This window comes from Catellatospora sp. KI3 (assembly GCF_029948125.1).
Taxonomy (GTDB): domain Bacteria; phylum Actinomycetota; class Actinomycetes; order Mycobacteriales; family Micromonosporaceae; genus Catellatospora.
This window is the reverse complement of the sequence record NZ_JASAMB010000025.1, coordinates 81,423-106,532: the sequence shown is the minus strand read 5'-3', so window position 1 is coordinate 106,532 and position 25,110 is coordinate 81,423. Positions and strand designations below refer to the sequence as shown.

25 protein-coding genes are annotated in these 25,110 nt (G+C 72.5%); 10 read left to right on the top strand and 15 right to left on the bottom strand.

Features of this window, described 5'->3' with window-relative positions; genetic code table 11:
* Positions 1 to 314: 314 nt before the first annotated feature.
* Together QEZ54_RS30635 and QEZ54_RS30630 are read right to left on the bottom strand one after the other, a co-directional pair.
* Entirely contained in the window at positions 315 to 1,367 is a 1,053-nt protein-coding gene (locus QEZ54_RS30635) for a LacI family DNA-binding transcriptional regulator (protein ID WP_281308216.1), read from the bottom strand.
* A gap of 108 nt (positions 1,368 to 1,475) precedes the next feature.
* Complete coding sequence (locus QEZ54_RS30630; protein WP_281308215.1) at positions 1,476 to 4,952, bottom strand: discoidin domain-containing protein; 3,477 nt, start codon at positions 4,950 to 4,952, stop codon at positions 1,476 to 1,478.
* A gap of 299 nt (positions 4,953 to 5,251) precedes the next feature.
* On the opposite strand from QEZ54_RS30630, the gene QEZ54_RS30625 reads away from it, so the two are divergent.
* Both QEZ54_RS30625 and QEZ54_RS30620 read left to right on the top strand, forming a co-directional pair.
* Positions 5,252 to 6,658, top strand: a complete 1,407-nt coding sequence (locus QEZ54_RS30625; protein WP_281308214.1) for a GH1 family beta-glucosidase — start codon at positions 5,252 to 5,254, stop codon at positions 6,656 to 6,658.
* Positions 6,659 to 6,743: 85 nt separating this feature from the next.
* Positions 6,744 to 7,988, top strand: a complete 1,245-nt coding sequence (locus QEZ54_RS30620; protein WP_281308213.1) for an FAD-binding protein — start codon at positions 6,744 to 6,746, stop codon at positions 7,986 to 7,988.
* Between the two features lie 181 nt (positions 7,989 to 8,169).
* Here QEZ54_RS30620 and QEZ54_RS30615 read toward each other — a convergent pair whose 3' ends face one another.
* Complete coding sequence (locus tag QEZ54_RS30615) at positions 8,170 to 9,000, bottom strand: NAD-dependent protein deacetylase (protein WP_281308225.1); 831 nt, start codon at positions 8,998 to 9,000, stop codon at positions 8,170 to 8,172.
* A gap of 190 nt (positions 9,001 to 9,190) precedes the next feature.
* Between QEZ54_RS30615 and QEZ54_RS30610 the strand changes: the two genes are divergently transcribed.
* Positions 9,191 to 10,918 (top strand): glycosyl hydrolase family 18 protein, encoded by a 1,728-nt coding sequence (locus QEZ54_RS30610; protein WP_281308212.1) that lies wholly within the window; start codon positions 9,191 to 9,193, stop codon positions 10,916 to 10,918.
* A 134-nt stretch (positions 10,919 to 11,052) separates the two neighbouring features.
* On the top strand, positions 11,053 to 11,625 hold the full coding sequence (locus QEZ54_RS30605) for a GNAT family N-acetyltransferase (protein ID WP_281308211.1): 573 nt from the start codon (positions 11,053 to 11,055) through the stop codon (positions 11,623 to 11,625).
* 180 nt (positions 11,626 to 11,805) lie between these two features.
* On the opposite strand, the gene QEZ54_RS30600 is transcribed toward QEZ54_RS30605, so the two are convergent.
* Positions 11,806 to 12,579: an alpha/beta fold hydrolase gene (locus QEZ54_RS30600; protein WP_281308210.1), complete on the bottom strand. Its 774-nt coding sequence runs from the start codon at positions 12,577 to 12,579 to the stop codon at positions 11,806 to 11,808.
* Positions 12,580 to 12,636: 57 nt separating this feature from the next.
* Positions 12,637 to 13,632 carry a helix-turn-helix domain-containing protein gene (locus QEZ54_RS30595; protein ID WP_281308209.1) on the bottom strand — a complete coding sequence of 332 codons (996 nt, stop codon included), beginning with the start codon at positions 13,630 to 13,632 and terminating at the stop codon, positions 12,637 to 12,639.
* Between the two features lie 70 nt (positions 13,633 to 13,702).
* On the opposite strand from QEZ54_RS30595, the gene QEZ54_RS30590 reads away from it, so the two are divergent.
* A complete protein-coding gene (locus QEZ54_RS30590; RefSeq protein WP_281308208.1) occupies positions 13,703 to 14,989 on the top strand; it encodes an amino acid permease in 1,287 nt (428 codons plus the stop codon).
* A gap of 97 nt (positions 14,990 to 15,086) precedes the next feature.
* Here QEZ54_RS30590 and QEZ54_RS30585 read toward each other — a convergent pair whose 3' ends face one another.
* Together QEZ54_RS30585 and QEZ54_RS30580 are read right to left on the bottom strand one after the other, a co-directional pair.
* Entirely contained in the window at positions 15,087 to 15,932 is an 846-nt protein-coding gene (locus tag QEZ54_RS30585; RefSeq protein WP_281308207.1) for a hypothetical protein, read from the bottom strand.
* Positions 15,933 to 16,023: 91 nt separating this feature from the next.
* Positions 16,024 to 16,524: a DUF402 domain-containing protein gene (locus tag QEZ54_RS30580; RefSeq protein ID WP_281308206.1), complete on the bottom strand. Its 501-nt coding sequence runs from the start codon at positions 16,522 to 16,524 to the stop codon at positions 16,024 to 16,026.
* Positions 16,525 to 16,676: 152 nt separating this feature from the next.
* Here QEZ54_RS30580 and QEZ54_RS30575 point away from each other — a divergent pair, with 152 nt between their 5' ends.
* Entirely contained in the window at positions 16,677 to 17,276 is a 600-nt protein-coding gene (locus QEZ54_RS30575; protein ID WP_281308205.1) for a putative glycolipid-binding domain-containing protein, read from the top strand.
* On the opposite strand, the gene rnhA is transcribed toward QEZ54_RS30575, so the two are convergent.
* Together rnhA and QEZ54_RS30565 are read right to left on the bottom strand one after the other, a co-directional pair.
* A complete protein-coding gene (gene rnhA, locus QEZ54_RS30570) occupies positions 17,273 to 17,731 on the bottom strand; it encodes a ribonuclease HI (RefSeq protein WP_281308204.1) in 459 nt (152 codons plus the stop codon). The genes QEZ54_RS30575 and rnhA overlap by 4 nt on opposite strands.
* Before the next feature lie 28 nt (positions 17,732 to 17,759).
* Positions 17,760 to 18,200, bottom strand: coding sequence for a DoxX family protein (locus QEZ54_RS30565; RefSeq protein WP_281308203.1), 441 nt, complete (start codon positions 18,198 to 18,200; stop codon positions 17,760 to 17,762).
* Between the two features lie 251 nt (positions 18,201 to 18,451).
* On the opposite strand from QEZ54_RS30565, the gene QEZ54_RS30560 reads away from it, so the two are divergent.
* From QEZ54_RS30560 to QEZ54_RS30545, 4 genes are all read left to right on the top strand, one after another.
* A complete protein-coding gene (locus QEZ54_RS30560) occupies positions 18,452 to 18,730 on the top strand; it encodes a hypothetical protein (RefSeq protein ID WP_217403279.1) in 279 nt (92 codons plus the stop codon).
* A gap of 111 nt (positions 18,731 to 18,841) precedes the next feature.
* Positions 18,842 to 19,132 (top strand): type VII secretion target, encoded by a 291-nt coding sequence (locus tag QEZ54_RS30555; protein ID WP_281308202.1) that lies wholly within the window; start codon positions 18,842 to 18,844, stop codon positions 19,130 to 19,132.
* Entirely contained in the window at positions 19,132 to 20,664 is a 1,533-nt protein-coding gene (locus QEZ54_RS30550; protein WP_281308201.1) for a hypothetical protein, read from the top strand. Before QEZ54_RS30555 ends, QEZ54_RS30550 begins: the two co-directional genes overlap by 1 nt.
* The gene (locus QEZ54_RS30545) at positions 20,661 to 21,071 is read left to right on the top strand and encodes a hypothetical protein (protein WP_281308200.1); all 411 of its coding nucleotides are present in this window, start codon (positions 20,661 to 20,663) and stop codon (positions 21,069 to 21,071) included. The genes QEZ54_RS30550 and QEZ54_RS30545 overlap by 4 nt, the downstream gene beginning before the upstream one ends.
* 193 nt (positions 21,072 to 21,264) lie before the next feature.
* On the opposite strand, the gene QEZ54_RS30540 is transcribed toward QEZ54_RS30545, so the two are convergent.
* The 6 genes from QEZ54_RS30540 to QEZ54_RS30515 form a co-directional block, all read right to left on the bottom strand.
* Positions 21,265 to 22,632, bottom strand: coding sequence for a wax ester/triacylglycerol synthase family O-acyltransferase (locus QEZ54_RS30540; protein ID WP_281308199.1), 1,368 nt, complete (start codon positions 22,630 to 22,632; stop codon positions 21,265 to 21,267).
* A gap of 192 nt (positions 22,633 to 22,824) precedes the next feature.
* A complete protein-coding gene (locus tag QEZ54_RS30535) occupies positions 22,825 to 23,076 on the bottom strand; it encodes a hypothetical protein (protein WP_281308198.1) in 252 nt (83 codons plus the stop codon).
* Positions 23,077 to 23,147: 71 nt separating this feature from the next.
* Positions 23,148 to 23,573, bottom strand: a complete 426-nt coding sequence (locus QEZ54_RS30530; protein ID WP_281308197.1) for a cytochrome c oxidase subunit 4 — start codon at positions 23,571 to 23,573, stop codon at positions 23,148 to 23,150.
* Between the two features lie 89 nt (positions 23,574 to 23,662).
* Positions 23,663 to 24,037, bottom strand: coding sequence for a hypothetical protein (locus QEZ54_RS30525; RefSeq protein ID WP_281308196.1), 375 nt, complete (start codon positions 24,035 to 24,037; stop codon positions 23,663 to 23,665).
* Positions 24,038 to 24,082: 45 nt separating this feature from the next.
* Positions 24,083 to 24,832, bottom strand: coding sequence for a metallophosphoesterase (locus QEZ54_RS30520; RefSeq protein WP_281308195.1), 750 nt, complete (start codon positions 24,830 to 24,832; stop codon positions 24,083 to 24,085).
* Positions 24,829 to 25,089, bottom strand: a complete 261-nt coding sequence (locus tag QEZ54_RS30515) for a BON domain-containing protein (RefSeq protein ID WP_281308194.1) — start codon at positions 25,087 to 25,089, stop codon at positions 24,829 to 24,831. Before QEZ54_RS30515 ends, QEZ54_RS30520 begins: the two co-directional genes overlap by 4 nt.
* Between the last annotated feature and the right edge of the window lie 21 nt (positions 25,090 to 25,110).

The following is a 25,110-nucleotide window of genomic DNA, read 5'->3' as shown; positions in this document are numbered from 1 at the left end:
GCCACCGCAGGCGGCGGTGGTCAGGATCAGCGATGCGGCGAGCAGCGAGCCGCCGATCACGACAGCGCGGCGCCGCAGACCGTTGCCGGTGTGAGCTGAACGCATTGCCATCCTCCAAACAGGAAGGGAAGGGGGTTTTCGAGGTTCTTGCGCGAAGGTGGTGCGGAGGTGCGATTGGAGAGCGCTCTCCCACACAGGAGCATGTTCTCCTGCCCCGCGCATGTCAAGGGGCTATTACCGTTCCGTTACGCACCCCCACCGCGCACGCTGCGCAGACCTGGGGTCACCAGGTCATAGGAGGTTGCGTCGATGCGTCAGGCCGACTGCCGGACCACGAGTTCCGGCTCGAAGATGACCGACGTGGTCCGGTGCCCGCGCTGGTCGATCCGGGCCAGGAGCAGCCGCGCCATCTCCGCGGCCATGTCCTCGACGGGCTGCCGCACTGTGGTCAGCGGCGGCCTGCCCGTGGTGGCGGCGCTGGAGTCATCGAAGCCGATGACGGCGACGTCGCCGGGAACGGCTTTCCCATGATCACGAAGGACCATCATTGCGCCCTGGGCCATCACGTCGCTGGCCACGAAGACGCCGTCGACCTCCGGATACTCCCGCAGCAGCTGCTCCATTGCGCGCTCGGCGCCGTCGGAGGTGAAGCCGCCGTCATAGGAGGGCACGTAGGCGAAGCCGTGCTTGGCCATCGCCTCCCGGAAACCGTTGAGGCGGTCGGCGCCGGCGGGCATGTCCATCGAGCCGGAGATCGTGGCCACGTGCTGGCAGCCGCGCGCGGCCAGGTGGTCGGCGGCCAGCCGGGCACCGTTGTACGTCGCCACGTCCACGTAGCTGATCGGCATGGGCGAGGCGGGGCGGCCGTACAGCACGGCGGGCACCGCCGCCTCGGCCAGCAGTCCGGGCAGCGGGTCGTGCGGGTGCAGTGAGATGACCACGACCCCGTCGACCTGCCCCTGCCGTACGTCGGCGACGACCTTCTGGCACGCCTCCTCGTCGCCGGCCAGGGTCAGCGCCAGGTGCACCCCGACCGGGCGCAGCACGCTGAGCACGCCGCCGACCACGCGGCCGAAGAACGGGTCGGAGAAGAACCGGCCCATGAACGGGTCGTCGGCGGTGCGGCTCTCCGCCTCGGAGACCACCAGCGCGATGGCGCCGGTGCGGCCGGTGACCAGCGAGCGGGCCGCCCGGTTGGGCACGTAGCCGGTGGCGGTGACCGCGTCCCAGACCGTCTTGTGCAGCGCCGGATCCACGTTGCGGATGTTGTTGATCACGCGGGACACGGTCGCCCGGGAGACGCCCGCGACCTGCGCCACGTCCTCGAGGGTGGGCAGCCGCGGCGCTGGGGGTCGGTCACTGCTCATGAACGAATTTATAGCACAGGCGGAGAGCGCTCTCCCTTCACCACCTGCGCGAAACGGGTGCGGCGGGCCGCCCTGCCGGGCCGCCCGCCGCACTCTACAAGCGCCAGGTCAGCTCTGATAGACCTGGAACTCCCACAGCGAGTAGCCGTAGGCGGTGTTGCGCGCGGTGCCGTTCATCCGGATGTACCGGCCCGAGGCGTTCACCGGGATCTGGTCGAACCCGCCGTTGCCGGTGGTGGTCGAGTAGATGTTCGTCCACGTGGTGCCGTCGTTGGAGACCTGGATCTGGTACGACTTGGCCGAGGCCGTCTCCCACGCCAGCAGCACGTTGTTGAACGACTTCACCGAGCCCAGGTCGCACTGCAGCCACGCGGTGTCGACCCACTCGCTGGCCCAGCGGGTGCCGTAGTTGCCGTCGGTGGCGTATGACGGCAGCTGCGGACCGTTGGTGCCGGTCGGCTGGTAGGTCGAGGCGGTGCACGCCCTGCCCTGCGAGATGTTGGTGCCCGGGATCGTCGGCGGCACGACCCGGAACGACTTCTGCTCGATGCCGACGTTGCCGTAGCCGTCGAAGGCGTACACGTACACCTTCCACACGCCCAGCTGCTCCGGCGCGGTCACCTGGAACTCGTTGCTGCCGAGCTGGGTGAACCGCACGTTGGAGAACCCGGTGCCGCCCGTGATGTGCTTGTTGCTGAACATCAGGTTGTACCGGATGGCGTCGCCGTTGGGGTCGCTCGCCCCGGCGTACACGGTGAAAGTTCCACCAGCGGGGACCGAGGTCTGGTTCGACAGCGTCAGGCTGGAGAACTCCGGCGGGGTGTTGGCCGAGGCCGTACCCGAGTACGCCTGCTTGAGCGCGTGGTACCCGAGCCGGCGCCAGCCGCCGGTCAGCGTGTTCAGCCAGACGCCGCCGAAGTCGTTCTCCAGGCCGTAGTGGAACTCGGTGGCCCCGAGCGCCACGCCGGGGTGGCTGAGGATGGCGTTCCAGCTGGCCGTGTAACCGGCCTTCTTCTGCACGTCGGTGGGCTCGGTCGGCACCCCGTTGATGTCGTTGGGCACCTCCCACTCGCCGTCCGGGCCGCCCTCGGTCACGACGTACGGCTTGTTGTAGCCGCCGTTGATCCACGCCTGCTTCACGCCGCCGATGGCGCCGTAGGAGTTGATCGCCCACAGGTCCAGGTTCGGGGCGTTGTTCTTGTAGTACGGCCACGCGCCCACCCAGGCGTCGGTCGAGGTGACCGGGTGGTTCGGGTCGGCGGCGTGGATCGCGACAGCCACCTCGTTGACGAAGGCCGCGTACGCGTTGCGCCGCGCCTCGACCTCGGCGGCCGGCAGGCCGTGGTCCTGCATCGTCAGCAGCACCTCGTTGCCGACGTCCCACATCAGCACGCCCTGGCGGTTCTTGAGCGCGTTGACCCGGGCCACGATCTCGGCCTTGACCGAGGTCTTGTACGCGGTGTCGTTGACGTAGTCCGCGCCCTGGTTGAGCCAGTGCCCGACGATCACCTTGATGCCGAACCGGGCGGCCGTGTCCAGCAGCCCCGGGGTCGCCGCGTCGTCCACGCCCCAGGTGCGGATGGTGTTGACGCCCATGTTCTTCAGGTCGCGCATGTACCCGTCGCCCGCGCCCTGCGGCGGACCGTAGGTCAGGCCCTTCACCAGGTACGACGCGCCGTTGACCTGCAGCTGCCAGTTGCCCTGGGTGCCGGTGACCTTGACGACGCTCGGACCGGCCGGCACGGCCGGGTCGGTCATCGCCGGGGCGGCGGTGCCGGCCTGCCGCGACACGGTCACCTTGTCCACGGCCAGGACGCCGCCGGAGGTGGTGGCCGGGGTCGGCACGGTCTCGCCCGCGATCGCGTTCGGGTAGAGGCCGCCGATGGCCAGGTCGAGCCGCAGGTAGAAGCCGTGGTGCACGGCCGCGTCCCAGGCGGCCACGCCGACCTGGCTCTCGCGCACGACGTAGGTCTGCACCCCGTCGAGGTAGAAGCGGATCTCCTCGTCGGTCTTGGTGCGGTCGATGACCTGCGCGTACTCGTGGAAGGCGGTCTGGCAGCCCTGGCAGCTGGCCAGGCCCGAGGTGCGGCCGTTGTACTCTCCGCACGGCCCGTCCGGGGCGGTGCCGCAGTGCAGCGTGTTCGACAGCTGGCTGCGCCCGTTGACGCCGCTCATGATGTCGGTCTCGCCGACGCCCGGCCAGTTGTTGTAGTTGCCCCGGTACGCCGCGCCGGTGGCCCGGAACGCGGGCCAGTAGCCCAGGCCGTTGGCCGGGTTGGGCTGCTGGATGACGGCGGAGAAGCGGGTCAGCTCGCCCGCGGCCGGGGTGAAGTCGGTGCGCTGGGTCTCCAGCCGGCCCGAGGTCCAGTTGCCGGCCCCGTCGCGGATCGCCTTGATGTTCAGCTTGCCGTCGCCGGTCAGGTAGACGTTGGCCGTCGACGCGCTGGCGGTCTCGATCTCACCGGTGCCCCAGTTGGCCGCGCCACCCGGGTACTGCGTACCGGTGCGCAGCAGCCAGTTGGCCGCGCTCGGGGAGGTGTTGGCGGCGCCGTCGAAGTTCTCCTCCCACACCGTGGTCCAGTTGCCCGACGGGCTGGGCGAGGTGTTCGGCGTGGTGCTCGGCGAAGCGCTCGGGCTGGTCGGGGTGCCGCCGGCGAAGACGCGCAGCTCCCACAGCGAGTAGCCGTAGCCGCCGACCCGGGTGGTGCCGTACATCCGCAGGTAGCGGCCGGTGCCGGACAGGCCCAGGCTCTGCGTGCCGCCGGTGCCGGTGGTGGTGGAGTAGACCGAGGTCCAGTTGCTGCCGTCGGGCGAGGTCTGGATCTGGAACGCGGTCGCGTAGGCCGCCTCCCACACCAGCTCCACCTTGCAGATGCTGTACGACTGCCCGAGGTCCACCCGCAGCCACTGCGGGTCGGCGAACAGGCTGCCCCAGCGGGTGCCGGTGTTGCCGTCGACCGCCTCGGCGGGCGAGCCGACCTCGACCGAGGACGCGGTCGCGGTCTTGCCCTGGGCGATGTTGGTGGTGCCGCAGGCACCGGCCGAGGGCGACGGGTTGGTCCCGCCGATGCTGCCGATGACCTTGAACTCGTACAGCGAGTAGCCGTAGCCGCTGTTGCGGGCGGTGCCGTACATGCGGACGTAGCGGCCCGAGCCCGTGACGTTCAGGGTCTGGGTGCCGCCGGTGCCGGTGGTGGTGCTGTAGATCGAGGTCCAGTTGACGGCGTCGTTCGACGTCTGGATCTGGAACGCGGTGCCGTAGGCGCCTTCCCACTGCAGCACGACCTGGCTGATGGTGGCGCTGCCCTGCAGGTCGACCTGCAGCCACTGCGGGTCGCTCCACTGGCTGCCCCAGCGGCTGCCGGCGTTGCCGTCGACCGCGTTGGCCGCGGCCAGGTCGGCGCCCTGCACGGAGGAGGCGGTGGCGGGCTTGCCCTGCGAGATCAGCGTGTCGGCCGCGTTGGCCGTGGTGAAGGGGACGATCAGGACCAGGGACGAGACGACGGTGGAGATCGCGACCGGTATCGCGATCCGCCACCGGCGGGCGAGTCGCCTCGCGCCCGGGCTGGTGAGGGCGGGTGTCATGGAGCTCCTACCTGTTCATCGGGGCGTTCGGAGGAGTCGTGGGTCGGGCCCGTGCGGGCCACGATGGAGAGCGCTCTCCGAGTGTTACGCCGAAATTTCCTCAGTGTCAAGACGGCGACGATCATCGGTGACGACTCGCCCCGATCAATCCGTTTTGACCGATCAAATCGGCAACCTCGTTGCGAGAAGAGCGTTTCGGCTCTTGACATCCGAGCCGTCCAACCGAGACCCTTGGCCGAGTGGGAGAGCGCTCTCCATTGCGTTTCCCGCTTCGTGCCCGGCACCCCGAGAGGTAATCGATGCTCACGCAGACCGAGGAACCCGCCGCCGCAACGCGGCATACGCTGCAGTTCCCCCAAGACTTCTGGTGGGGCGCGGCGACGGCGGCGTACCAGATCGAAGGCGCCGTGGCGGAGGACGGCCGCACCGCGTCGATCTGGGACACCTTCTGCGCCACGCCCGGCCGCGTCGCCGACGGGCACACCGGCGCGGTCGCGGCCGACCACTACCACCGCTACCGCGACGACGTGGCGCTGATGCGCGAGATCGGACTGTCGGCGTACCGGTTCTCGATCTCGTGGCCGCGGGTCAAGCCCGGCGGCGGCGCCGCCGTCAACCAGGCCGGCCTGGCCTTCTACGACCGGCTCGTCGACGAGCTGCTCGGCTCCGGCATCCGGCCCACGGCCACCCTCTACCACTGGGACCTGCCGCAGGAGCTGGAGGACCGGGGCGGCTGGCTCGACCGCGACACCGCCCACCGCTTCGCCGAGTACGCCGCGGTCGTGGCCGAGAAGCTGGGCGACCGGGTCAAGCTGTGGTGCACCCTCAACGAGCCGTGGTGCTCGGCGTTCCTCGGCTACGGCTCGGGGCACCACGCTCCGGCCCGTACCAGCGCGGATGGTGGTCTGAAAGCCACCCACCACCTGCTGCTCGCCCACGGCCTGGCCGCCCGCGCCCTGCGCGCCGCGGTGCCCGGCGCGCAGGTCTCCATCGCGCTCAACCAGGGCGCGGTCCGGCCGCTGACCGGCGCCGACGGCGACCGCGACGCCGCCCGCCGCATCGACGGGCTGCTCAACCGGATCTTCCTCGACCCGATCACGAAGGGGCAGTACCCGGCCGACGTCGTCGCCGACACCGCCGCGGTCAGCGACTGGTCGTTCGTCCGCGACGGCGACCTGGCCGTGATCGCCGCGCCGCTCGACGCGCTCGGCGTGAACTACTACGCCCCCGACCTGGTCAGCGCGGCCACGCAGCCGTCGGAGGAGAACTCGCCCTACCCGGCCACCGCCGACGTCGCGTTCCACCAGACCCCCGGCCCGCAGACCGAGATGGGCTGGACCGTCGACCCGACCGGCCTGCGCGACGTGCTGCTGCGCCTGCACCGCGACCACCCCGGGCTGCCGCTGTACGTCACCGAGAACGGCGCCGCCTACGTCGACGCGGTCGACGCCGACGGCCGGGTCCGCGACGCCGACCGCACCGAGTACCTGCGGCTGCACCTGTCCGCCGTGCACGAGGCCATGCGGGCGGGCGCCGACCTGCGCGGGTACTTCGTCTGGTCGCTGCTGGACAACTTCGAGTGGGCATTCGGCTACGGCAAGCGATTCGGCATCGTCCGAGTCGACTACGACACGCAGCAGCGCATCCTCAAGGACAGCGCGCTGTGGTACCGCGAGGTCATTAGGGCTGGTGGCATCGCGGGCTGACTCCCCACCACCGCGGGGAGTCCCACGGGGCGGGTCCGGCGCCGACCTCTCACGGCGCCGGACCCGCCCCGTCTAGGCTTTCCACGTGACCGTGACCAACTGGGCCCGCAACGTCGTCTTCCAGGCCGGACAGGTGCGCCGACCGTCGTCGGTGGACGAGCTGCGGACGATGGTCGCCGGATCCGCGCGGGTGCGGGCGCTGGGCACCGGGCACTCGTTCAACGAGCTCGCCGACACCGAAGGCGAGCTGGTCAGCGTCGCCGGGCTGCCGCCCGTCGCCGAGATCGACCGCGAAGCCGCCACGGTGCGGGTCACCGCCGGCACCCGCTACGGCGAGCTGGCCACGACCCTGCACGCGGCCGGGTTCGCGCTGCCCAACCTCGGCTCGCTGCCCCACATCTCCGTCGGCGGCGCCTGCGCCACGGGCACCCACGGCTCCGGCCGCCGCAACGGCAACCTGGCCACCGCCGTCGCCGCCCTCGAACTGGTCACCGGCACCGGCGACCTGCTGACCCTCGACCGCACCGACGACCGCTTCCCCGGCGCCGCGGTGCACCTGGGCTCGCTGGGCGTGGTCACCCACCTCACCCTGGACCTCGTCCCCACCTTCGAGATCCGCCAGTACGTCTACGACGGCCTGCCCGCCGCCTCCGTCCGCGGCTGCTTCGACGAGGTGCTCGACGCGGCGTACAGCGTGAGCCTGTTCACCTCGTGGTCGGGGCGCGGCATCGACCAGGTGTGGGTCAAGAGCACCGACGGGGACGGGTTCGCCGCCCCCGCCCGCTGGCACGGCGCGGAGCTCGCGGACTCGCCCCGGCACCCGATCGGGAGCATGTCGCCGGTGCACTGCACCGCGCAGCAGGGGGTCGCCGGGCCCTGGCACGAGCGGTTGCCGCACTTCCGGCTCGACTTCACCCCGAGCAGCGGCGACGAGCTGCAGTCGGAGTTCTTCATGCCGCGCGAGTCGGCGCCGGCGGCGTACGCGGCGCTGGAGCCGATCGCGCCGCTCATCGCCCCGGTGCTGCAGATCAGCGAGATCCGTACCGTCGCCGCCGACGACCTGTGGCTGAGCCCGGCGTACGGCCGCGACAGCGTCGCCTTCCACTTCACCTGGATCGCCGACGCGGCCGCGGTCGCCCCGGTCCTGGCGGCGGTGGAGCAGGCCCTCTCCCCGTTCACCCCCCGCCCCCACTGGGGCAAGGTCTTCTCCCTGGACCCGGCCCAGGTCCGGGCCGCCTACCCGCGCCTGCCCGACTTCCTCGACCTCCGCGCCGCCCTCGACCCCCAGGGGCGCTTCCGCAACCCCTTCACCGACCGCTACCTCCACTGACCCCGCCCAGCCCCGCCCGGCCGTGCCCGGCCCCGCCCCGATCGGTCCGGTGGCGAGGCCCAAGATCGTTCAAGTTGCCGGGCAATCGGGCGTATCAAGGTCTCCCTTTCGCCCGATTGCCGGGCAACTTCAACGATCTTGAGGGGCCTGGGCGTGGGTGCGGCGGGACGGGTCCTCCTGCTCAGGCGGGGGCGGTGGAGCGTTGGGGGAGGCGGTGCAGGAGGGCGGGCAGGACCGTGCCGAGGGGGGCGTCCAGGCGCAGGGCGGCGTCGGCGTCGGAGCGGGTGGTGCCGCGGTTGACGATGGCGACCGGGATGCCGTGCTTGACGGCGCGGATGACGAAGCGCCGGCCGGACATGACCGTCAGCGAGCTGCCCAGCACCAGCAGCGCCCGCGAGCGTTCGACCAGGTCGAAGCAGTGCTGCACGCGCGGGGCGGGCACGGTCTCGCCGAAGAAGACGACGTCGGGCTTCAGCATGCCGCCGCAGGCCTCGCAGTCGGCCGTGGCGAAGCCCGCCACCTCGTCGTCGGTCAGTTCGACGTCGCCGTCGGGGTGGACCGCGGTGATCTGGGCGGTGTAGCCGGGGTTGGCCGCCTCGAGCCGGCGGTGCAGGCGCTGGCGGGTGCTCAGGTCGCCGCAGTCCAGGCAGATCACCCGGTCGAGGCTGCCGTGCAGTTCGACCACGGCGTCAGCGCCCGCGGCCTGGTGCAGGCCGTCGACGTTCTGGGTGACGATGCCGGTGAGCAGACCGCGCTCCTGCAGCGCGGCCACGGCGCGGTGGCCGTCGTTGGGGCTGGCCCGGGCGATGCCGCGCCAGCCGAGGTGGCTGCGCGCCCAGTAGCGGCGCCGGGCGAAGGCCTCGCGGGTGAACGTCTGGTAGGTCATGGGGGCGCCGCGCCGCTGTACGCCGTTGGGGCCCCGGTAGTCGGGGATGCCCGACTCGGTGGACAGCCCGGCGCCGCTGAGCACGGTCACGTCGCCGCCGCCGACGAGCTCAGCCAGCTGATCCATGGTCACTTCGAGCACCCCACCATGCTGCCACCGCGGCCGCCGAGCGCCGAGCGGGCGTCCGTAGCACGTTAAGGATCATTGATAGGAGTCTTTACTATTAGGTTTCTTTAATTTACGTTGACGAGTACATGACAGCCTGCAAATCCAAGGTAGGTGGAAACTCATGAAACGCCCAGCTCAGAGTGCCCGCATGCGGGTACTGGCGGCCACCGCCGCCACGCTGGTGGCGATGGGTGCCTCGCTCGCGATCTCCACCGCGGCGTCGGCAGCCAACCTCGTCAGCAACCCCGGCCTGGAGACAGGCAGCCTCTCCCCCTGGACCTGCGCCGGCGGCCTCGGCAGCGTGGTCACCACGCCCGTGCACGGCGGCACCAAGGCCCTCGCCGGCGCGGCCAACGCGTCCAACCACGCGCAGTGCAGCCAGACCGTCACCGTCCTGCCGAACACGGCGTACGTGCTCAGCGCGTGGGTGCGCGGTGGCGGCGGCTACGTGTACCTCGGCTACACCGGCGGCACCGAGACCTGGAACCCCAACTCGGCCAACGCGTGGACCCAGCTGTCGCTCAACCTGACCACGGGCGCCGGCCAGACCTCGCTGACCATCAACATCCACGGCTGGTACGGCACCGGCACGTACTACGCCGACGACTTCTCGCTGGACGGCCCCGGCGTCCCGCCGTCGTCGCCGCCCGCGTCCCCGTCGGCCTCGCCGTCGAAGACGGCCAGCCCGAGCCCGTCGGTGTCGCCGTCGCGCTCGGCGTCCCCGTCGCCGTCGGTGTCGGTGTCCCCGCCGCCGCCCGGCGGCAAGAAGATCCTCGGCTACTTCGTCGAGTGGGGCATCTACGGCCGCAACTACCACGTCAAGAACATCGCGACGAGCGGTTCGGCCAGCAAGCTGAACTACATCAACTACGCGTTCGGCAACGTGACCAACGGCCAGTGCACCATCGGTGACGCCTACGCCGACTACGACAAGGCGTACGACGCCGCCACCAGCGTCGACGGGGTCGCCGACACCTGGGACGCCGGCGCCCTGCGCGGCAGCTTCAACCAGCTGCGCAAGCTCAAGAAGATGTACCCGAACATCAAGGTGCTCTGGTCGTTCGGCGGCTGGACCTGGTCCGGCGGCTTCGGCCAGGCCGCGGCCAACCCGACCGCGTTCGCCAACTCCTGCTACAACCTGATCGAGGACCCGCGCTGGGCGGACGTCTTCGACGGCATCGACATCGACTGGGAGTACCCCAACGCCTGCGGCCTGTCCTGCGACAGCAGCGGCCCGGCGGCCTTCAAGAACCTGATGTCGGCGCTGCGCACCCGGTTCGGCTCCAGCTACCTGGTCACCGCGGCGATCACGGCTGACGGCACCGCCGGCGGCAAGATCGACGCGGCCGACTACGGCGGCGCGGCGCAGTACCTCAACTGGTACAACGTGATGTCGTACGACTACTTCGGCGCCTTCAACGCGCAGGGCCCCACCGCCCCGCACTCGCCGCTGACGTCGTACACCGGCATCCCGACCCCCGGGTTCTACACCGACGCGGCCATCCAGAAGCTGAAGAGCAAGGGCGTGCCCTCCTCGAAGCTGCTGGTCGGCATCGGGTTCTACGGCCGCGGCTGGACCGGCGTCACCCAGGCCGCCCCGGGCGGCACGGCCACCGGCGCCGCGCCGGGCACGTACGAGGCGGGCATCGAGGACTACAAGGTCCTCAAGAACAGCTGCCCGGTCACCGGCACCATCGCCGGCACCGCGTACGCCAAGTGCGGCAGCAACTGGTGGAGCTACGACACGCCCAGCACCATCAACGGCAAGATGTCCTACGCCAACGCGCAAGGTCTCGGCGGCAGCTTCTTCTGGGAGCTCTCCGGCGACACCACCAACGGTGAACTGATCACCGCCATGCGCAACGGCCTGGGCTGATCCACCCGGGCGGTTGCCCACTGACGGCGGGCGTCCCCGAGGACGCCCGCCGTTCCGCTTCCCCGCGCGGGATCGGGAGCCGGCGGCCGCGAAACCCGAGGCGGCAGTGGTGGCAGGCGTGCGACCATGCCGCGATGGAGGTCTACCTGCGCACGGCTCGGCTCGAGCTGCGACCCTTCACCGGCTCCGCCGAGGACGTCGAGAACCTGTACGCCCTCGACGACGACCCGGCGGTGATGAAGTACCTGACCGGGGGCCGGAGCACGCCGCGCGAGACGGTCCGCGACGAGGTGCTGCCCCGGCTGCTCGCGGCGTACCGGCGGTCCCCCGGGTTCGGGTGCTGGGCGGCGGCGGCTCGGGACGGTGGCGCCTTTCTCGGCTGGTTCGCCCTCAGCCGCGACGAGTCGACGCCGGCCGGCCAGGCGGAGCTGGGGTATCGGCTGCGGCAGGAGGCTTGGGGGCAGGGGTACGCGACCGAGGGGTCGCGGGCGTTGATCGACAAGGGGTTCGCCGAGCTGGGGCTGGGGCGGATCACCGCGCACACGATGACGGTGAACCTCGGCTCGCGGCGGGTGATGGAGAAGTGCGGGCTGCGGTATGTGCGCACGTTCTTCCTGGACTGGCCGGATGTGATCGAGGGCGGCGAGCAGGGCGACGTGGAGTACGAGCTGCTCCAGGCGGACTGGACGCCGTCCTCTCGGAGCTGACGCGAGGCCCGTCCGCCCCGGCGCGGCCCGGCCTAGCATTGACGCTGGCCTATCCAGAAGACGAAATTCCCGAAAACGTCTTCTGGATAGGCCAGCGTCGATTTCAAGCGGGGCGCGGTGCGGCGCGGCGGGGTGCGGCGGGGTGCGGCGCGGCGGGGTGCGGCCAGCGGGTGGGGCGGGTCAGCGGGTGGTGGTGGTCGGGTCGGCCACGAAGGAGAGGAGCAGGGTGTCGAGGTCGCCGCCGAGCAGGGCTACGCCGTGGTCGGCGCCGGGGCGCAGGAGCAGCTTCTTGTGCTTGGACACCGACAGCCCGTACAGCTCCCTGGCCTGGTCGGTGAAGCCGCCCTCCAGCTCGCCCGCCGCGAAGATCGTCGGCACGTCCAGGGACTTGACCGCGACCCGCGCGTCGGCGTCGTACACGGTCGGCGCGGACAGGCTGACCACCCCGTCGACCGGCGGCGCGGTGCGCGAGGCCGCCGTCAGCGCGATGGTGCCGCCCCGCGAGGCCCCGAACACGAAGACCCGCTTGACCCCCGCCGCGCGCAGGTGCGCGATCCCGGCCTGGGCCACCTCGATCGCGTCGCGGGAGCCGATGTCCAGCGACAGCGCCCGGTAGCCCTTCTGCTGCAGGGTCAGCGCGAACGGATACCACTGGCACGGGTTGCTCTCCGCCTGGTGCAGCAGCACGACGCCGGTGTCACCGGTGCCGACCTCGATCGCGGCGGTCATGTTGTGCGTGGCGTCGGTGATGACCACGAGCGGGCCGCGGTCGGCCAGGCAGGCCACGTTGGCGTCCTCGAGCACCCGCTGCCGGGCGGCGGCGGTCGGGTCGAGCGGGGACGGCGAGGGTGTCCCCGTGCCGTCGGCGCCACCGCACCCGGCGGCGAACGTGACGCAGAGCAGCGCGGTCGTGGCGAGCAGGCGGCGTGACAGGGTCGCGGTGATTGTCCTCATGCGAGCCTGGACGCCCGACCGTACCGGACCGGTTGTCGAACTCTAAAGGTTGTTTACTTATCGAGACGCGGCCGTCCTGGCGACCCCCCGGCGGAACACCTGGCGGTATGTCTGCGGCGGCACCGAGGTGAACCTGCGGAAGTGCGTACGCATGTTGACCGCGGTGCCGAAGCCGACCCGGGCGGCGATCCGCTCGACCGGCTCGTCCGTGGTCTCCAGCAGCTCCTGCGCCCGCCGGATGCGCTGCTCCAGCAGCCACTGCAGCGGGCTGACGCCGAGGTTGTCGCGGAAGCGCCGGGCGAACGTGCGCGGGCTCAGGTGCGCCTGGCGGGCCAGCTGCGCCACCGTCAGCGGCTGGTCGAGGCGGTCGCGGGCCCAGCCCAGTACCGGGGCGATCTCCGAGCGCGCCTCGCCGCGCGCGAGCGGCTGGGCGAACTGGGCCTGCCCGCCCTCGCGGTGCGGCGGCACGACCATCCGGCGGGCCACCTCGTTGGCGACGGCGGCGCCGAAGTCCTGCCGGACCAGGTGCAGGCACAGGTCGATGGCCGAGCCGGTGCCCGCCGAGGTGAGCACCTCGCCCTCGTCCACGTAGAGCACCTCGGGGTCGACCTTGACCCGGGGGTAGCGGTGGGCGAAGTCGAGCGCGTTCATCCAGTGGGTGGTGGCCCGGCGGCCGTCGAGCAGCCCGGCCTCGGCCAGCACGTAAGCGCCGCTGCAGATGGAGGCGATCCGGGCGCCCCGCGCGTGCGCGGCCTGCACCGCCTCGACCAGGGCCGGAGGCGGGCCGCACTGCACGCCCCGGTTGCACGCGGGGACCAGCACGGTGTCGGCGGCGACCAGGTCGTCCAACGTGTACGCGGTCTGCACGAGCAGGCCGGAGCGCACCCGCAGCGGGCCGGGTTCGGCGGCGCACAGGCGCAGCTCGTACCACGGGTCGACCAGGTCGGGGCGGTCGACGCCGAACACCTCGCACGGCACGGCGAGCTCGAACACGGGCAGGTCGTCGGTGATCGCCACCGCGACGACGTGCCTCTTGACTGCGGCGGGCCCCATGGCAGGATCCTATCGCACGACGGCATTCCTGCCACTGGTGCGCCGACCAGCCATACCCGAGGGTGTAGTAATGACCGAAACGCTGCAGCGACCTGACAACACCGCTGCCGACCACTCCCCCGCGCACGGGCGGCTCACCCTGCCCCAGGGCGCCGCGCTGTACGTCGGCGCCGTCCTGGGCACCGGCGTGATCGCGCTGCCCGCGCTCGCGGTGCAGGCCGCCGGACCCGCCTCGCTGCTGGCATGGCTGGGCCTGGTGCTGCTCTCCGTGCCGCTGGCGCTCACCTTCGCCGCGCTGGGCGCCCGCTTCCCGGATGCGGGCGGGGTCTCCACGTACACCCGGAACGCGTTCGGGCCGCGCGCGGCGGCCGCCGTGGGCTGGTGCTTCTACTTCGCGGTGCCCGCCGGGGCCCCGGCCGCCGCGGTCTTCGCGGGCGCCTACGTCGAGGCGGCCGTCGGCGGCGGCCAGCGCACCGTGCTGCTCACGGCCGCCGCGCTGATGCTCGCCGTGACCGTCACGAACCTGTTCGGGGTGACCGTGTCCGGGCGGGTGCAGCTCGTGCTCGCGGTGCTGCTGGTGACGCTGCTGCTCACCGCCGTGATCACCGCCGCGCCGCACGGGGACACCGCCAACCTGCGCCCGTTCGCCCCGCACGGCTGGCTGGCCATCGCCCCGGCCGCGGCGCTGCTGGTGTGGAGCTTCGCGGGCTGGGAGGCGATCACGCACCTGGCGGCGGACTTCCGCAATCCGGGCCGGGACCTGCCGCGGGCGGCGGGCGTCGCGGTGGGCGTCGTCGGCGTGCTGTACCTGGCGGTGGCGGGCGTCGGCATCCTGGTGCTCGGGCCGCAGGCGGGCACCGGCGCGCCGCTGGCGCGGCTGCTGGAGATCGGTCTGGGCGGACCGGCCGGGGCGCTGGCCGCGGCGGCGGCGCTGCTGCTCACCTTCGGCACCATGAACGCGTACTACGCCAGCGCCGCCAAGCTCGGCGCGGCGCTGGGCCGCGACGGGGCCCTGCCGGCCTGGCTCGCCCGGGGTGCGCGCGCCGGGGATGTGCCGCGGCGCAGCCTCGCCGTCACCGCGAGCCTGTCCGCGCTGGCCATGCTGGTCGTCGCGGTGACCGGCACCGGGGCCGAGCCGCTGGTACTGCTGGCCACCGGCGCGTTCGTCGCCGTGTACGCGCTGGGCACCGCTTCGGCGCTCAAGCTGCTGCCGCGCGGCACCGCGGCGCACCGCAGCGCGATGGTGGCGCTGGTCGCGGTGGTGGCCCTGGCGCTGACCACCGGCTGGTACCTGCTGTGGCCGCTGGCCATGGGCCTCGGAGCGCTGCTCTACCAGCGGCGGGCCGTCCGCAACTGAACGGGCACGCCCGGCCCGCGCGCTCCCGTGGCAGAGGGATGGGAGGCGCGGGTCGGGCGTGAGACTCACCCGATGCTGGTCACCGGGCCGGTGGTGGTCACCAGGCCAGGGCGGCGCAGTCGGCCTCGTCCGGCAGCAGCGGCCGGATGGCGACCGAGTACGTCTTGCCGCCGGAGGTCCACGGCGTCAGCTGGTTGGCCTTGGCCGCGGCCGTGAGCACGGCGGCGGCCTGGTCACCGGAGGCGGCGACGCAGCCCAGGTCCATGCCCTCGGTGAACGGCTTGCCGGGCAGCGCCGGGCCGGGCCAGGCGATCTCGGCCTGGGCGCCCGCGTCGGCGTTGGCCTGGTAGGTGCTGGCCAGACCGGCGACGACCTTCGCCTGGTACGGCTCAGAGGTGCTGACCGCGCTCTTGCCGAGGGTGGTCTCCAGGTCGGTCAGCGCCTTGATCAGGTCGAGCAGCTTGCGCCGCGCCGCGACCTGGTCGGCCGACAGGCCGTTGGTGGTGATCTCCTCGGTCAGCGCGTACGCCGAGGTCGTCTTGTCGCCCTCGGCGGTGTGCACGGTGATCACGGTGTTGGGCATGTCGGTGACCCCGGGCTGGCCCAGGTCGGCCTTGTCGCCCACGCCCGCCTTGACCGCGCGGTCGACCAGCTTCTGCACGTCGCCGCTGGAGATGCGGCGCAGTTGGAGGTTCGGCAGCGCCGGACCCGGGTAGATCATCACCACGGGGCCCTCGGTGATGACGCGGCCGTCGGCGTAGACGCTGAGCATCGGAACGCGGCTGGCCAGGTAGGACGGGGGGACGAAACCGCCGACGTACTCGACGCGCAGGGCGACGGTGTCACCGCCGGGGAACGTGAACTGGTCGCCGTCGCCCTTGCTCGCGCCGTCGGCGGCCTGGGCGCAGCCGGCGGCACCGAGCACGAGCAGCGAGGCGAGCACCGCTCGGACTGCAAGAGTTGCCTTCATGCCTGCTGTGACCGCGCGCGGGCCGCCTCGGTTCCCAGGTTCCGGGAAAAGTTCCGTGCCACCCTCAGCCGAGTGCGGCGAACCCGTCGCCGGCCAGTGCCACCAGCTCCTCGAGCGCCTGCCGGGCCCGCGCGGCGGCGGTCGGGTCGCGCTGCTCGATGCCGCTGGCGACGAACTCGTCCTCGTCGAGCCGCAGCACCAGGGCCCGGTCGGCCGACACCCACAGGTCCAGGTCCAGGTCCTCGACGACCAAGCCGGCGGCGTCCCACTCGGCCGGCCGGGTGACGTCGCAGTACCAGCCTTTCCGCCCGGTCGGGCCGCCGACCTCCTTGACCGAGTACCACCGGTCGCGCCAGTAGTGCTCGGTGAAGACGTCGCCCGGGTCGAAGCTGACGAAGCCGAAGTCGCGCGGCCCGTCCCCGGCGAACGGCGCCCGCACCACCAGGTGCACGCCGTCGTCAGCGAGCACCCGCGCCGGATAGCTGATCTTCTCGCGGCCCTGCTTGACCAGCCGGACCAGTACCTCGTCCCCGACCACCAGCGGTTCACCCGCCCCCTGCCCCATCCCGCCATGATCGCACCACCACCCACCACCCCCCGCCCCGCCCACCGCCCCCACCGCGCCGCGCCCGGCGCCCCGCCCGGCGCCGTTAAGAAGGGGCCCTTCTACCTCGCAAAACGATAAGAAGGGGCCCTACCTTTCATTAACCTCAGGGCATGAGGCCGATGCCGCGTGCACTGCTGTGGGACCGGATGGTCGAGGTCGGAGCCGACATCGCCCTGGTCGACCTGCGTCCGGACCGACTGTTCGCGCACGGGCAGGCGGTGGCGGCCGAGCCGGTCGCCCACTCCTGCCGCTACGAGCTGGCCACCGGGGCGGGGTTCGCCACCGACACCCTGACCGTGGAGTCCGAGGGCGCGGGCTGGCAGCGCGAGGTCAGACTGGAGCGCTCCGACCGCGGCTGGCGGGTGGTCACCAGCGAGCAGGGCCGGTTCGGCTCGGCGTCGCTGCCGGGCATCGTGGACGCGGACCGGCTCGCCGACGCGTACGACGTGGACCTGGAGTGCACGGCGCTGACCAACACGCTGCCGATCCGGCGGCTGAACCTGCTCGGGGCGGCGCCGGGCACCGCCCACACCGTGGCGGTGGCCTGGGTACGGGTGCCGTCGCTGCAGGTCATCCCGGTGGAGCACACGTACAGCGTGGTCTCGCCGGAGAAGATCCGGTTCACCTCGGGCACGTTCAGCGCCGAGCTGACCGTCGACGGGGACGGCTTCGTGGTCACCTATCCGGGGTACGCCGCCCGCGTCGGCTAGCGCCCGCGGGCCTGGGCCATGCCCTTGTTCGCCAGGGCGTCGGCGCGTTCGTTGCCGGGGTCGCCCGCGTGCCCCTTCACCCAGCGCCACTCGATGGTGTGCCGGGCGGCCGCCTCGGACAGCCGCTGCCACAGGTCGGCGTTCTTGACCGGCTTGCGGTCGCTGGTCAGCCAGCCGTTGCGCCGCCACCCGGCCAGCCAGGACGTGATCCCGTTGCGCAGGTAGCTGCTGTCGGTGTGCAGGCGCACCGCCACCGGCCGCTTGAGCGCCTCCAGGGCCTGGATGGCGGCCATCAGCTCCATCCGGTTGTTGGTGGTCTGCTCGGCCTCGCCGCCGCACAGCTCGCGCTCGTGGCCGCGGTAGCGCAGGATGGCGCCCCAGCCGCCGGGGCCGGGGTTGCCGCTGCACGCGCCGTCGGTGTAGATCTCCACCAGGTTGTCGGCCGGGTCTGCCATACCGGGCAACCTACCGGGTGGGGCCGGGTCAGTAGCGACGCACCGGCCCGTCCGCCTCCTGGGTGCGGCGGTGGGACAGGAGGTGGTCGAGGCTGTAGCGGCCCGCGCCGACGGCGGCCAGCAGCAGGGCGCCCACGCCCAGGGCGATGACCAGCTCGGCGCCGCCTTTGTCGACGAACAGGCCGTGGCCGATGTGCACGGTCAGGTACGCCCCGAGCATGTCGACGGCCAGCAGCAGGCCCACGATCGGCGTGAGCAGGCCCAGGACCAGCAGCGCGCCGCCGACCAGCTCCACGGTCGCGGCGAGCCAGGCGGACAGGCCGGGCAGCGGGATGCCCATGGCCCGGAAACCAGCGGTGACCTTCGGGATGCCGAGGTCGAAGAACTTCTGCCAGCCGTGGGCGAAGAAGACGATGCCCAGCCCGAGCCGTGCGATGAGTTTGGCCAGGTCACGTACTGATTCAGGCACGACGAACATCGAAACGCCTCCACCGGATCGCCCACTGTCGACCAGCTTTTCACAGTAACGGACGGTTAGCCCGGTATCGCACGAGAAACCCGACAGGCCGGGACACACCGACACGCGAGCCGAACTCGGATGAGGCGCCCCGTCGTGCGGAAACCGCGCGGGCATGGTGGGATGCAATCCGCGAGGTCTCCACCGTGCCCGGCGGGCGACTCTCGTACGCACCGAGCGCACCCGGCAGAACGGAGGATCAGATGCCCTCAGACGGCCTGATTAACCGGCGATTCGTATACAACGGCCACGCCAGCACCGTCGCCGACTACGACGGCAACAAGCGGCTGGCCATCGTCATGGACGACCAGCCGCACCAGTGCTTCTCGGTCAGCATCGACCTGCCCGACGACCCCTCCGTCGGCCTGCAGCTCGACCTGTACCTGGCCGACGGGCAGTTCTACGCGTGGCCGGCGGCGGGCCGGGGCGAGCCGCCCGCGCTGCGCCAGGGCAGCGTCGTGGAGCCCTCCGCCGACGCCTGAGCCGAGCCCGCCTGGGCCCGGCCCGGCCGGGGCCGAGCCCCGACTGAGCGGCCGACCGGCCGCAGTCCACACGGGACAGAAGCGATCATCGATCGCTGCTAGCCTGCCCGCATGCATGCCGACACCGCCGCCATGCGGCAGGTCGCGGACGGGTTCCGCGACGTGTCCACCGCACTGCGCGACGAAGCGTCCCACCTCGGCCGCGAGGAGCTGCCGGTGGTGCTCGACGACTACGTCTACGCCGTGGCCAAGGTCCCCGAGGCGCTGGAGGAGTTCCTGCGGACCTGGTCGACCGAGCTGACCTGCACCGCCGACGCCTGCGGCGACATCGTGCACGGCCTGGCCACCGCCGCGCAGGCGTACGACGACGCGGACAAGAACGCCACCGTCAGGACGCGCTGATGGGCGCCTACCACCTGAGCAGGCTCATCGAGGCCAAGCGCGACATCGACGGCTCCTACGGCTACTGGGGCACCGGCAGCCTGCTGCACGGCATCGACGGCGGGCTGTCCGCGCCGCACCTGACCGAGTTCTACGGCATCGCCGCCAACCTCGCCGACCGGCTGCGCGAATACGCCAAGCGCGTCGACGCCCAGGCGGTGCAGACGCACACCCTGGCCTCGCGCAAGCTGGACGCGGCCGTGGTGGGGCAGATGTCGGTGCCCGCCGCCGACGGCATGAAGGCCCTGGAGGCCGAGCTGAAGCGCATCGTCGACGTGCTCGGCGACGCCGCCGACGTGCTCACCGCGCACGCGGGCGCCATGGTCGACGCGGCCCGCGAGGACACCCGGGGCGTGGAGCAGCTGCGCGACGCCCGCGCCCGGGTCGCCGACATCGACGGCTTCTTCGACTACGACGGCGACGTCATGCGCGCGGCCCACCGCACCGCGATGGACGGCGTCGGCGCCCGGGTGCACGCCCATACGGCCGCCCGCGACAGCGCCGACCGGGTCGCCCGCACCCTCAACGACCTGACCAGCCAAGCGCGCCTGGCCAGGCTGGGCGCCTCGCCGCTGCGGGCGCTGGACGAGCTGATGATCGCCAACGCGGGCGGCGACGAGTTCCACGGCGTGATCCTCACCGCGGCCGCCGCCGACCGGGCCCGGCAGCGGCTCGACGCGCTCAGCGAGGCCGACCGGGCGGCGCTGCTGGCGCTGCTGGCCGGGGCCAAGTCGCCGTACGAGCGGGCGTACCTGCTCAAGGCGCTGGCCGCCGGGCACAGCGTCGGCGACATCGCCGCGTTCGACCAGCAGATCCACGCCCACGGCGACGACCCCGCCTGGCTGGACCGGCACCTGGCCCCGCTGGACACCAGCGCCAACCCGGTCCAGGGCGCGCACACCTCCACCGTGTACGACGGCAAGGAGTGGACCCAGGGCCAGTTCCCGACCTGCGTCGCCTCGTCCACCGTCACCGCCCGCGCCCAGGTCGACCCGCTCTACGCGCTGCGGCTGACCACCGGCGGCCACCCCGGCGACCCGGCGTTCGACAACCCCGACGCGTTCGCGGCCCGGCTGCGCGAGGAGCAGCAGCGCGTCTACGACGGCGGCCGCAACATCTTCCAGAAGGGGTTCGGCGTCGACGGCATGGCCGACTGGCAGTCCACCACCGTCGCCGACGAGGAGATCGGGGCGCACACCGGCATCGACTACCACGACGTCAAGCTCGGCGACACCGACGCCCGCCGCGACGCGCTCACGGAGGTCGAGAAGGCCGTCGACAACGGACTGCCGGTGCCGGTGTCGGTGAGCGACGACTGGACGCCCGACCACCAGATGATGATCGTCGGCCACGACGGCGGCATGCTGCAGATCTACAACCCGTGGGGCTACACGGTATGGGTCAGCGAGGACGACTTCATCAACGGGCACCTGGACACCGCCGTGCAGAAGGGCGTCCCGCCCACCCCGATCAGCATCCGGGTGCCCCGATGAGCGCACCCCACTCCGCGGCCGGCCGGCGCGTCACCGAGGCGGAGCTGGCCGCGCTGGACCCGGCACCGCTGCTGGCGGCGTGGCCGTACCGGCCGCACCTGTACGCCGACGGCGCCATCGCCGCCGCGATCTCGCTGCACCACCTGCGCGCCCGGCCCCGCTCGCTGACCTTCGTGGCCGAGATCGTGCGCCGGGGCGGGACGGCGTTCGCCGTGGACCTGCCCGAGCCGATGCCGACGCCGGCGCAGAGCGCCCTGGTGCGCGAGTGGCTCGCCGCCGCGGCGTCCATCCCGGACGGCCCGTCCCTGACCGTGGACGAGGCGCTGGCCCGCTGGCTGGACGCGGTCGCCGCGATCCTGGGCATGCGCGCGTCCCTGGCCCGGACGCCCGAGCCCGGTGGCGGGTGAGTGCCAAGGCGCGCTTCCGCCACGCCCGGGGGCTTGCCCGGCGCCCGCACCGGACGCGACGCTGCCGGAGCAGGTCCGCGGTGTCGACGAGCCCGGACCGCGGTCACCGCCGCGCGATCGGAGCGGCGGTGACCGGTGCTCCCGGTGCGGTCGCGCCACCCCGGCCCTGGTGGGGTGGCGCGACCGCACCGGCTCAGTGACCGGCGGCTTCCAGCAGTTCCGCGACGGCGCGCGGCAGCGCCTCGCTGATCTTCTCCAGGTCGGGCAGGGCGGCACCGTCGGCGTACAGGCCGATGTGGACCGTGTCGCGGTAGCGCGACATGCCCACGGCGAGCGTGTGCCCGCTGGCCAGCGGCGCGATCGGGTACAGCTCCTCCAACTCGGCCCCGCCCAGTCGCAGCGGCAGCGGCGGCAGCGGCACGCTCGTGACGACCAGGTCGAACAGCAGCGGCGCCGCGTGCGCGGCCAGCGGCGCGGCCAGCCGGTGCAGCGCGGGCGGGAGCACCCCCGCCAGCACCGGGATCGCCCCGGCGCCGCGCAGGGGCCCGCGCGCCTTGTTGGTCTCCATCTCGGCCCGGACCCGCCGGGCCCGCTCCACCGGGTCGTCCTCGCCCACCGGCAGCTCGCACAGGTACGCCGACAGCTGGTTGCCGTCCTCGCTGCCGCCCGAGCGGGCCCGCTGGCTGGCCGGGACCAGCGCCCGCAGCGCCGGCAGGTGCCGCCCGTGCGTGGCCAGCCAGTGCCGCAGCGCCCCGGCGACCACCGCCAGCAGCACGTCGTTCATGGTGCCGCCGACGACGCGGCGGATCCGCTGCAGCTCGCGCACCTCCAGGCCCACGAACGCCGCCCGGCGGGTGCCCGAGGGCGGGGCCAGCAGCGGCGACGGGGCCGGCGCGCGCATCGTGCCCAGCACCGCCGAGACGATGTCGAACGCGCGGGTGGCCTGGCCGAGCAGCCCGCTGGCGGTGCCGTAGGCACCGGCGGCCGCGCCGATCGCACCGCCCAGCAGCTGGCCGGACCGGCCCACCAGCCCCGACGGCCGCGCCGCCGTACGCCGCGCCGCCGCCCGCGCCGAGGGCAGCGACAGGCCGCCGTCCAGCAGCGCCAGGCCGATGCCGATCGCGCCCTGGCCGTCGCACATGGCGTGGTGCATCTTGGCCAGCAGGCCGAACCGGCCGCCGTCCAGCCCGCTGACCACGTGCAGCTCCCACAGCGGGCGGTCGCGGTCCAGCGGGGCCGCCATCACCTCGGCGACCAGCGCGGCCAGGTCCTCCCGGCCGCCGCCGGGCAGCTCGTGGTGGTGCACGTGCGCCCGCGCGTCGAACTCCGGGTCCTCGGCCCAGGCCGCACCGCCCGGGGGGAGCGCGGTGGGGACGACGCGGCGACGCATCCGGGGCACCTGCCGGGCCCGTTCGGTGAGCAGGCTCACCACTTCGGCCGCGGACGCACCGGCGTCCGGGCGGAAAACGGCCACCGCGCCCAGATGCATGGGCGAGGCGCTGTTCTCCAGGCACAGAAACGACAGGTCCAGAGCGCTGAGCCGCGCGTCTTCCATCGGCATCCCTCAAGTCTCATGACGGCAGAGCCCACAGACCCCCGAGCCGGCTGCGCTGGCGTCAAGGAGGCTGACCCTGCGTACAACGTCTAAGACCACGTTAAGGGCGCGCGATGACACCCGCGTTACAGGCCCCGTCGAGCGTGTCGCCCGACACCCTCACGCCCGCCGATCCCACGCATCGACCGAGGTGCCCGGTCAGGCGGGCGAGCTGGGCTGCCTCTCCTCGCGCTCCAGGCGCAGCCGCTCGTCGTGGCTGATCAGACCCATCGCCTCCTGGGCCTTGGCGACGTCCTTGGCCTTCTGCCGGATCTCGTCCTCGCGCGCGTGCTCGCACCGGGACCGGCCGTCGGACTGCCAGTGCTCATTGCGGGTGATCCGGCCCGCCATCTCCTCGGCCCGTCCCACCAGCCGCTGCGACACGTTGCTGAGCTTCGCCTCGATACCCATCGCGCACACTCCCCCGTGCCCCGGATGTTTCACCCGGACATCTCGATTGTGCGCCCGAACGCGGGCCGCCGTCACCGTTCGGCCGAGCGGCGGGTGCCGGTGTAGTACTCGAACAGCAGCGCGGCGGCGGTCACGATCGTCGCCACCACCCCGAGCGCGATCAGCCACCACATCCAGAACACCAGCCCCAGCGAGGCGGTCAGCGCCGCCAGCGCGATCCCGAACGGCCAGTAGCTGCCCGGGCTGAAGAAACCGATCTCCCCGGCGCCCGCGGCGATCTCGGCGTCGCGGCGGTCCTCCGGCCGCGGCTCGATCCGGCGCGACACGAACCAGAAGTAGCCGCCGCACATCAGGCACAGCAGCCCGCTGAGGGTCAGCGCGGTGGTGCCGATCCAGTCCGGGCCCTGCGGGGTCGTGCCGCTCCACAGCCAGTAGACGACCGCGGCCACGAACAGGAACGCGCTCACCCCGAGGAACAGCCGGTATTCGGTCCTCAATCCTCACCCCTCCACGGCAGGCGGCCCGTGACGGACCCGATCCCGTTCTAGCAGGATCGGGCGCCACGGGCCGGGGACTGGCGCGGAAATCAGCTCTGCATGCTGCCGACCGAGTCACGCACCCGCTCGCCGGCGTGGCCGAGCTGCCTGCGCAGCGAGACCACCGCCTCGTCGACCGGGTGCCCGCGCAGCGCCTCGGCGACGGCGAAGCCGACCAGGGCCCCGACCGCACCGGCTGCCACCACCCACCCCCACCGCACCGGCGCGGGTCGCCCCGCCAGCACGTCGAAGGCGGCCGACGCCCGCCGGCGCGCCTCGGTGCCGGTGCTGGTCAGGGTGTCCCTGACCGCCTCGGCCCGCTCGACGGCCCGCTCGGAGGCGACATCGCGCGTCGAGCTGAGCCCCCGGAGGAACTCGTGCCAGGTGGCAGCCGCGACGCCCTCGTGGTTCCGGGTTCCGAACATCGTTGTCTCCTGCCTACTCGCGAACGGCGACATCGCTGGTATGCCCTAGGCCGCGGCCTGCGAAACCGCGAGTCTCGCCTCGTCCGAGTGCAGTTGGTACACGCTGTACGCCTGCCGGATCACCGGGTGGGCGACGTTGCGCACCGGCACCCCGCCCGGGGTCATGCCCCGCTCGGACCCGGCGTGGGCGTGGCCGTGCAGCGCCAGCGCGGTCGGCGCGGCGTCGATCGCCTGCGCCAGCAGGTACGAACCGAGGAACGGGTAGATCTCCAGCGGCTCGCCGTGCAGCGTCTCGGGCACCGGCGCGTAGTGCGTCAGCGCCACCAGCACGTCGCAGTCCAGCCCCAGCAGCGCCGACTCCAGGGCCTGCGCGCTGCGCTCGGTCGTACCGACGAAGTCCTTGATCTCGCGCTCGCCGAACCTGCTGGCGCACCGCCCCGCGAAACCGCCGCCGAAGCCCTTCACCCCGGCCACGCCCAGCCGCCCGGCCGGCAGGTCCAGCACCACCCCGTCGCCCTCCAGCACCGCGATGCCGGACTGCCGCAGCACGTCGGCGACCTCGTCGGCCTGGTCGGTGTGGTGGTCGTGGTTGCCGAGCACCGCCACCACCGGCACGCCCAGGTCGCCGAACTCCTTCGCCACGCACTCGGCCTCCGCCGGGGTGCCGTGCCGCGTCAGGTCCCCGGCCAGCAGCAGCGCGTCGGCCTGCTCGGGCAGCATCAGCAGCCGGGGCCGGTAGCGCCCCAGCACGTCTACGTCCATATGTACGTCGCCGACCGCGGCCACCCGCATCATGAAAGCACCTCCGGCTCGGCGGGCTCGCGCACCGCCGTCACCGTGATGTCGTTGCACACCCTGCGGTCCGGAAAGCGCGCCAGCACGCGCGCCTCGATCGCCTCCCGGCGCGACGCGCACTCGACCTGGCCGCGCAGCACCACGGTGGCACCGTGCCGGACCACCTCGATGCCCTGCTCGGAGATCTCATCGTCCTCCGTGAGCATCCGCTGCACCGCCGCGTCGATGTACTCGTCGCTGATGTCGTGTTCGTTCACGCCGCTCCCCTCCTCTGACCC

What these genes read in the sequence shown, in the direction of transcription:
- rnhA (WP_281308204.1), bottom strand. Translation starts at nt 17,731, where the DNA reads ATGGCAGACCCGGCCGACAACCTGGTGGAGATCTACACCGACGGCGCG.
- QEZ54_RS30635 (WP_281308216.1), bottom strand. Translation starts at nt 1,367, where the DNA reads ATGAGCAGTGACCGACCCCCAGCGCCGCGGCTGCCCACCCTCGAGGAC.
- QEZ54_RS30615 (WP_281308225.1), bottom strand. Translation starts at nt 9,000, where the DNA reads ATGGATCAGCTGGCTGAGCTCGTCGGCGGCGGCGACGTGACCGTGCTC.
- QEZ54_RS30540 (WP_281308199.1), bottom strand. Translation starts at nt 22,632, where the DNA reads ATGCCGATGGAAGACGCGCGGCTCAGCGCTCTGGACCTGTCGTTTCTG.
- QEZ54_RS30525 (WP_281308196.1), bottom strand. Translation starts at nt 24,037, where the DNA reads ATGTTCGGAACCCGGAACCACGAGGGCGTCGCGGCTGCCACCTGGCAC.
- QEZ54_RS30610 (WP_281308212.1), top strand. Translation starts at nt 9,191, where the DNA reads ATGCGGGTACTGGCGGCCACCGCCGCCACGCTGGTGGCGATGGGTGCC.
- QEZ54_RS30550 (WP_281308201.1), top strand. Translation starts at nt 19,132, where the DNA reads ATGGGCGCCTACCACCTGAGCAGGCTCATCGAGGCCAAGCGCGACATC.
- QEZ54_RS30580 (WP_281308206.1), bottom strand. Translation starts at nt 16,524, where the DNA reads ATGGGGCAGGGGGCGGGTGAACCGCTGGTGGTCGGGGACGAGGTACTG.
- QEZ54_RS30545 (WP_281308200.1), top strand. Translation starts at nt 20,661, where the DNA reads ATGAGCGCACCCCACTCCGCGGCCGGCCGGCGCGTCACCGAGGCGGAG.
- QEZ54_RS30625 (WP_281308214.1), top strand. Translation starts at nt 5,252, where the DNA reads ATGCTCACGCAGACCGAGGAACCCGCCGCCGCAACGCGGCATACGCTG.
- QEZ54_RS30555 (WP_281308202.1), top strand. Translation starts at nt 18,842, where the DNA reads ATGCATGCCGACACCGCCGCCATGCGGCAGGTCGCGGACGGGTTCCGC.
- QEZ54_RS30560 (WP_217403279.1), top strand. Translation starts at nt 18,452, where the DNA reads ATGCCCTCAGACGGCCTGATTAACCGGCGATTCGTATACAACGGCCAC.
- QEZ54_RS30630 (WP_281308215.1), bottom strand. Translation starts at nt 4,952, where the DNA reads ATGACACCCGCCCTCACCAGCCCGGGCGCGAGGCGACTCGCCCGCCGG.
- QEZ54_RS30595 (WP_281308209.1), bottom strand. Translation starts at nt 13,632, where the DNA reads ATGGGGCCCGCCGCAGTCAAGAGGCACGTCGTCGCGGTGGCGATCACC.
- QEZ54_RS30590 (WP_281308208.1), top strand. Translation starts at nt 13,703, where the DNA reads ATGACCGAAACGCTGCAGCGACCTGACAACACCGCTGCCGACCACTCC.
- QEZ54_RS30535 (WP_281308198.1), bottom strand. Translation starts at nt 23,076, where the DNA reads ATGGGTATCGAGGCGAAGCTCAGCAACGTGTCGCAGCGGCTGGTGGGA.
- QEZ54_RS30520 (WP_281308195.1), bottom strand. Translation starts at nt 24,832, where the DNA reads ATGATGCGGGTGGCCGCGGTCGGCGACGTACATATGGACGTAGACGTG.
- QEZ54_RS30605 (WP_281308211.1), top strand. Translation starts at nt 11,053, where the DNA reads ATGGAGGTCTACCTGCGCACGGCTCGGCTCGAGCTGCGACCCTTCACC.
- QEZ54_RS30600 (WP_281308210.1), bottom strand. Translation starts at nt 12,579, where the DNA reads ATGAGGACAATCACCGCGACCCTGTCACGCCGCCTGCTCGCCACGACC.
- QEZ54_RS30575 (WP_281308205.1), top strand. Translation starts at nt 16,677, where the DNA reads ATGAGGCCGATGCCGCGTGCACTGCTGTGGGACCGGATGGTCGAGGTC.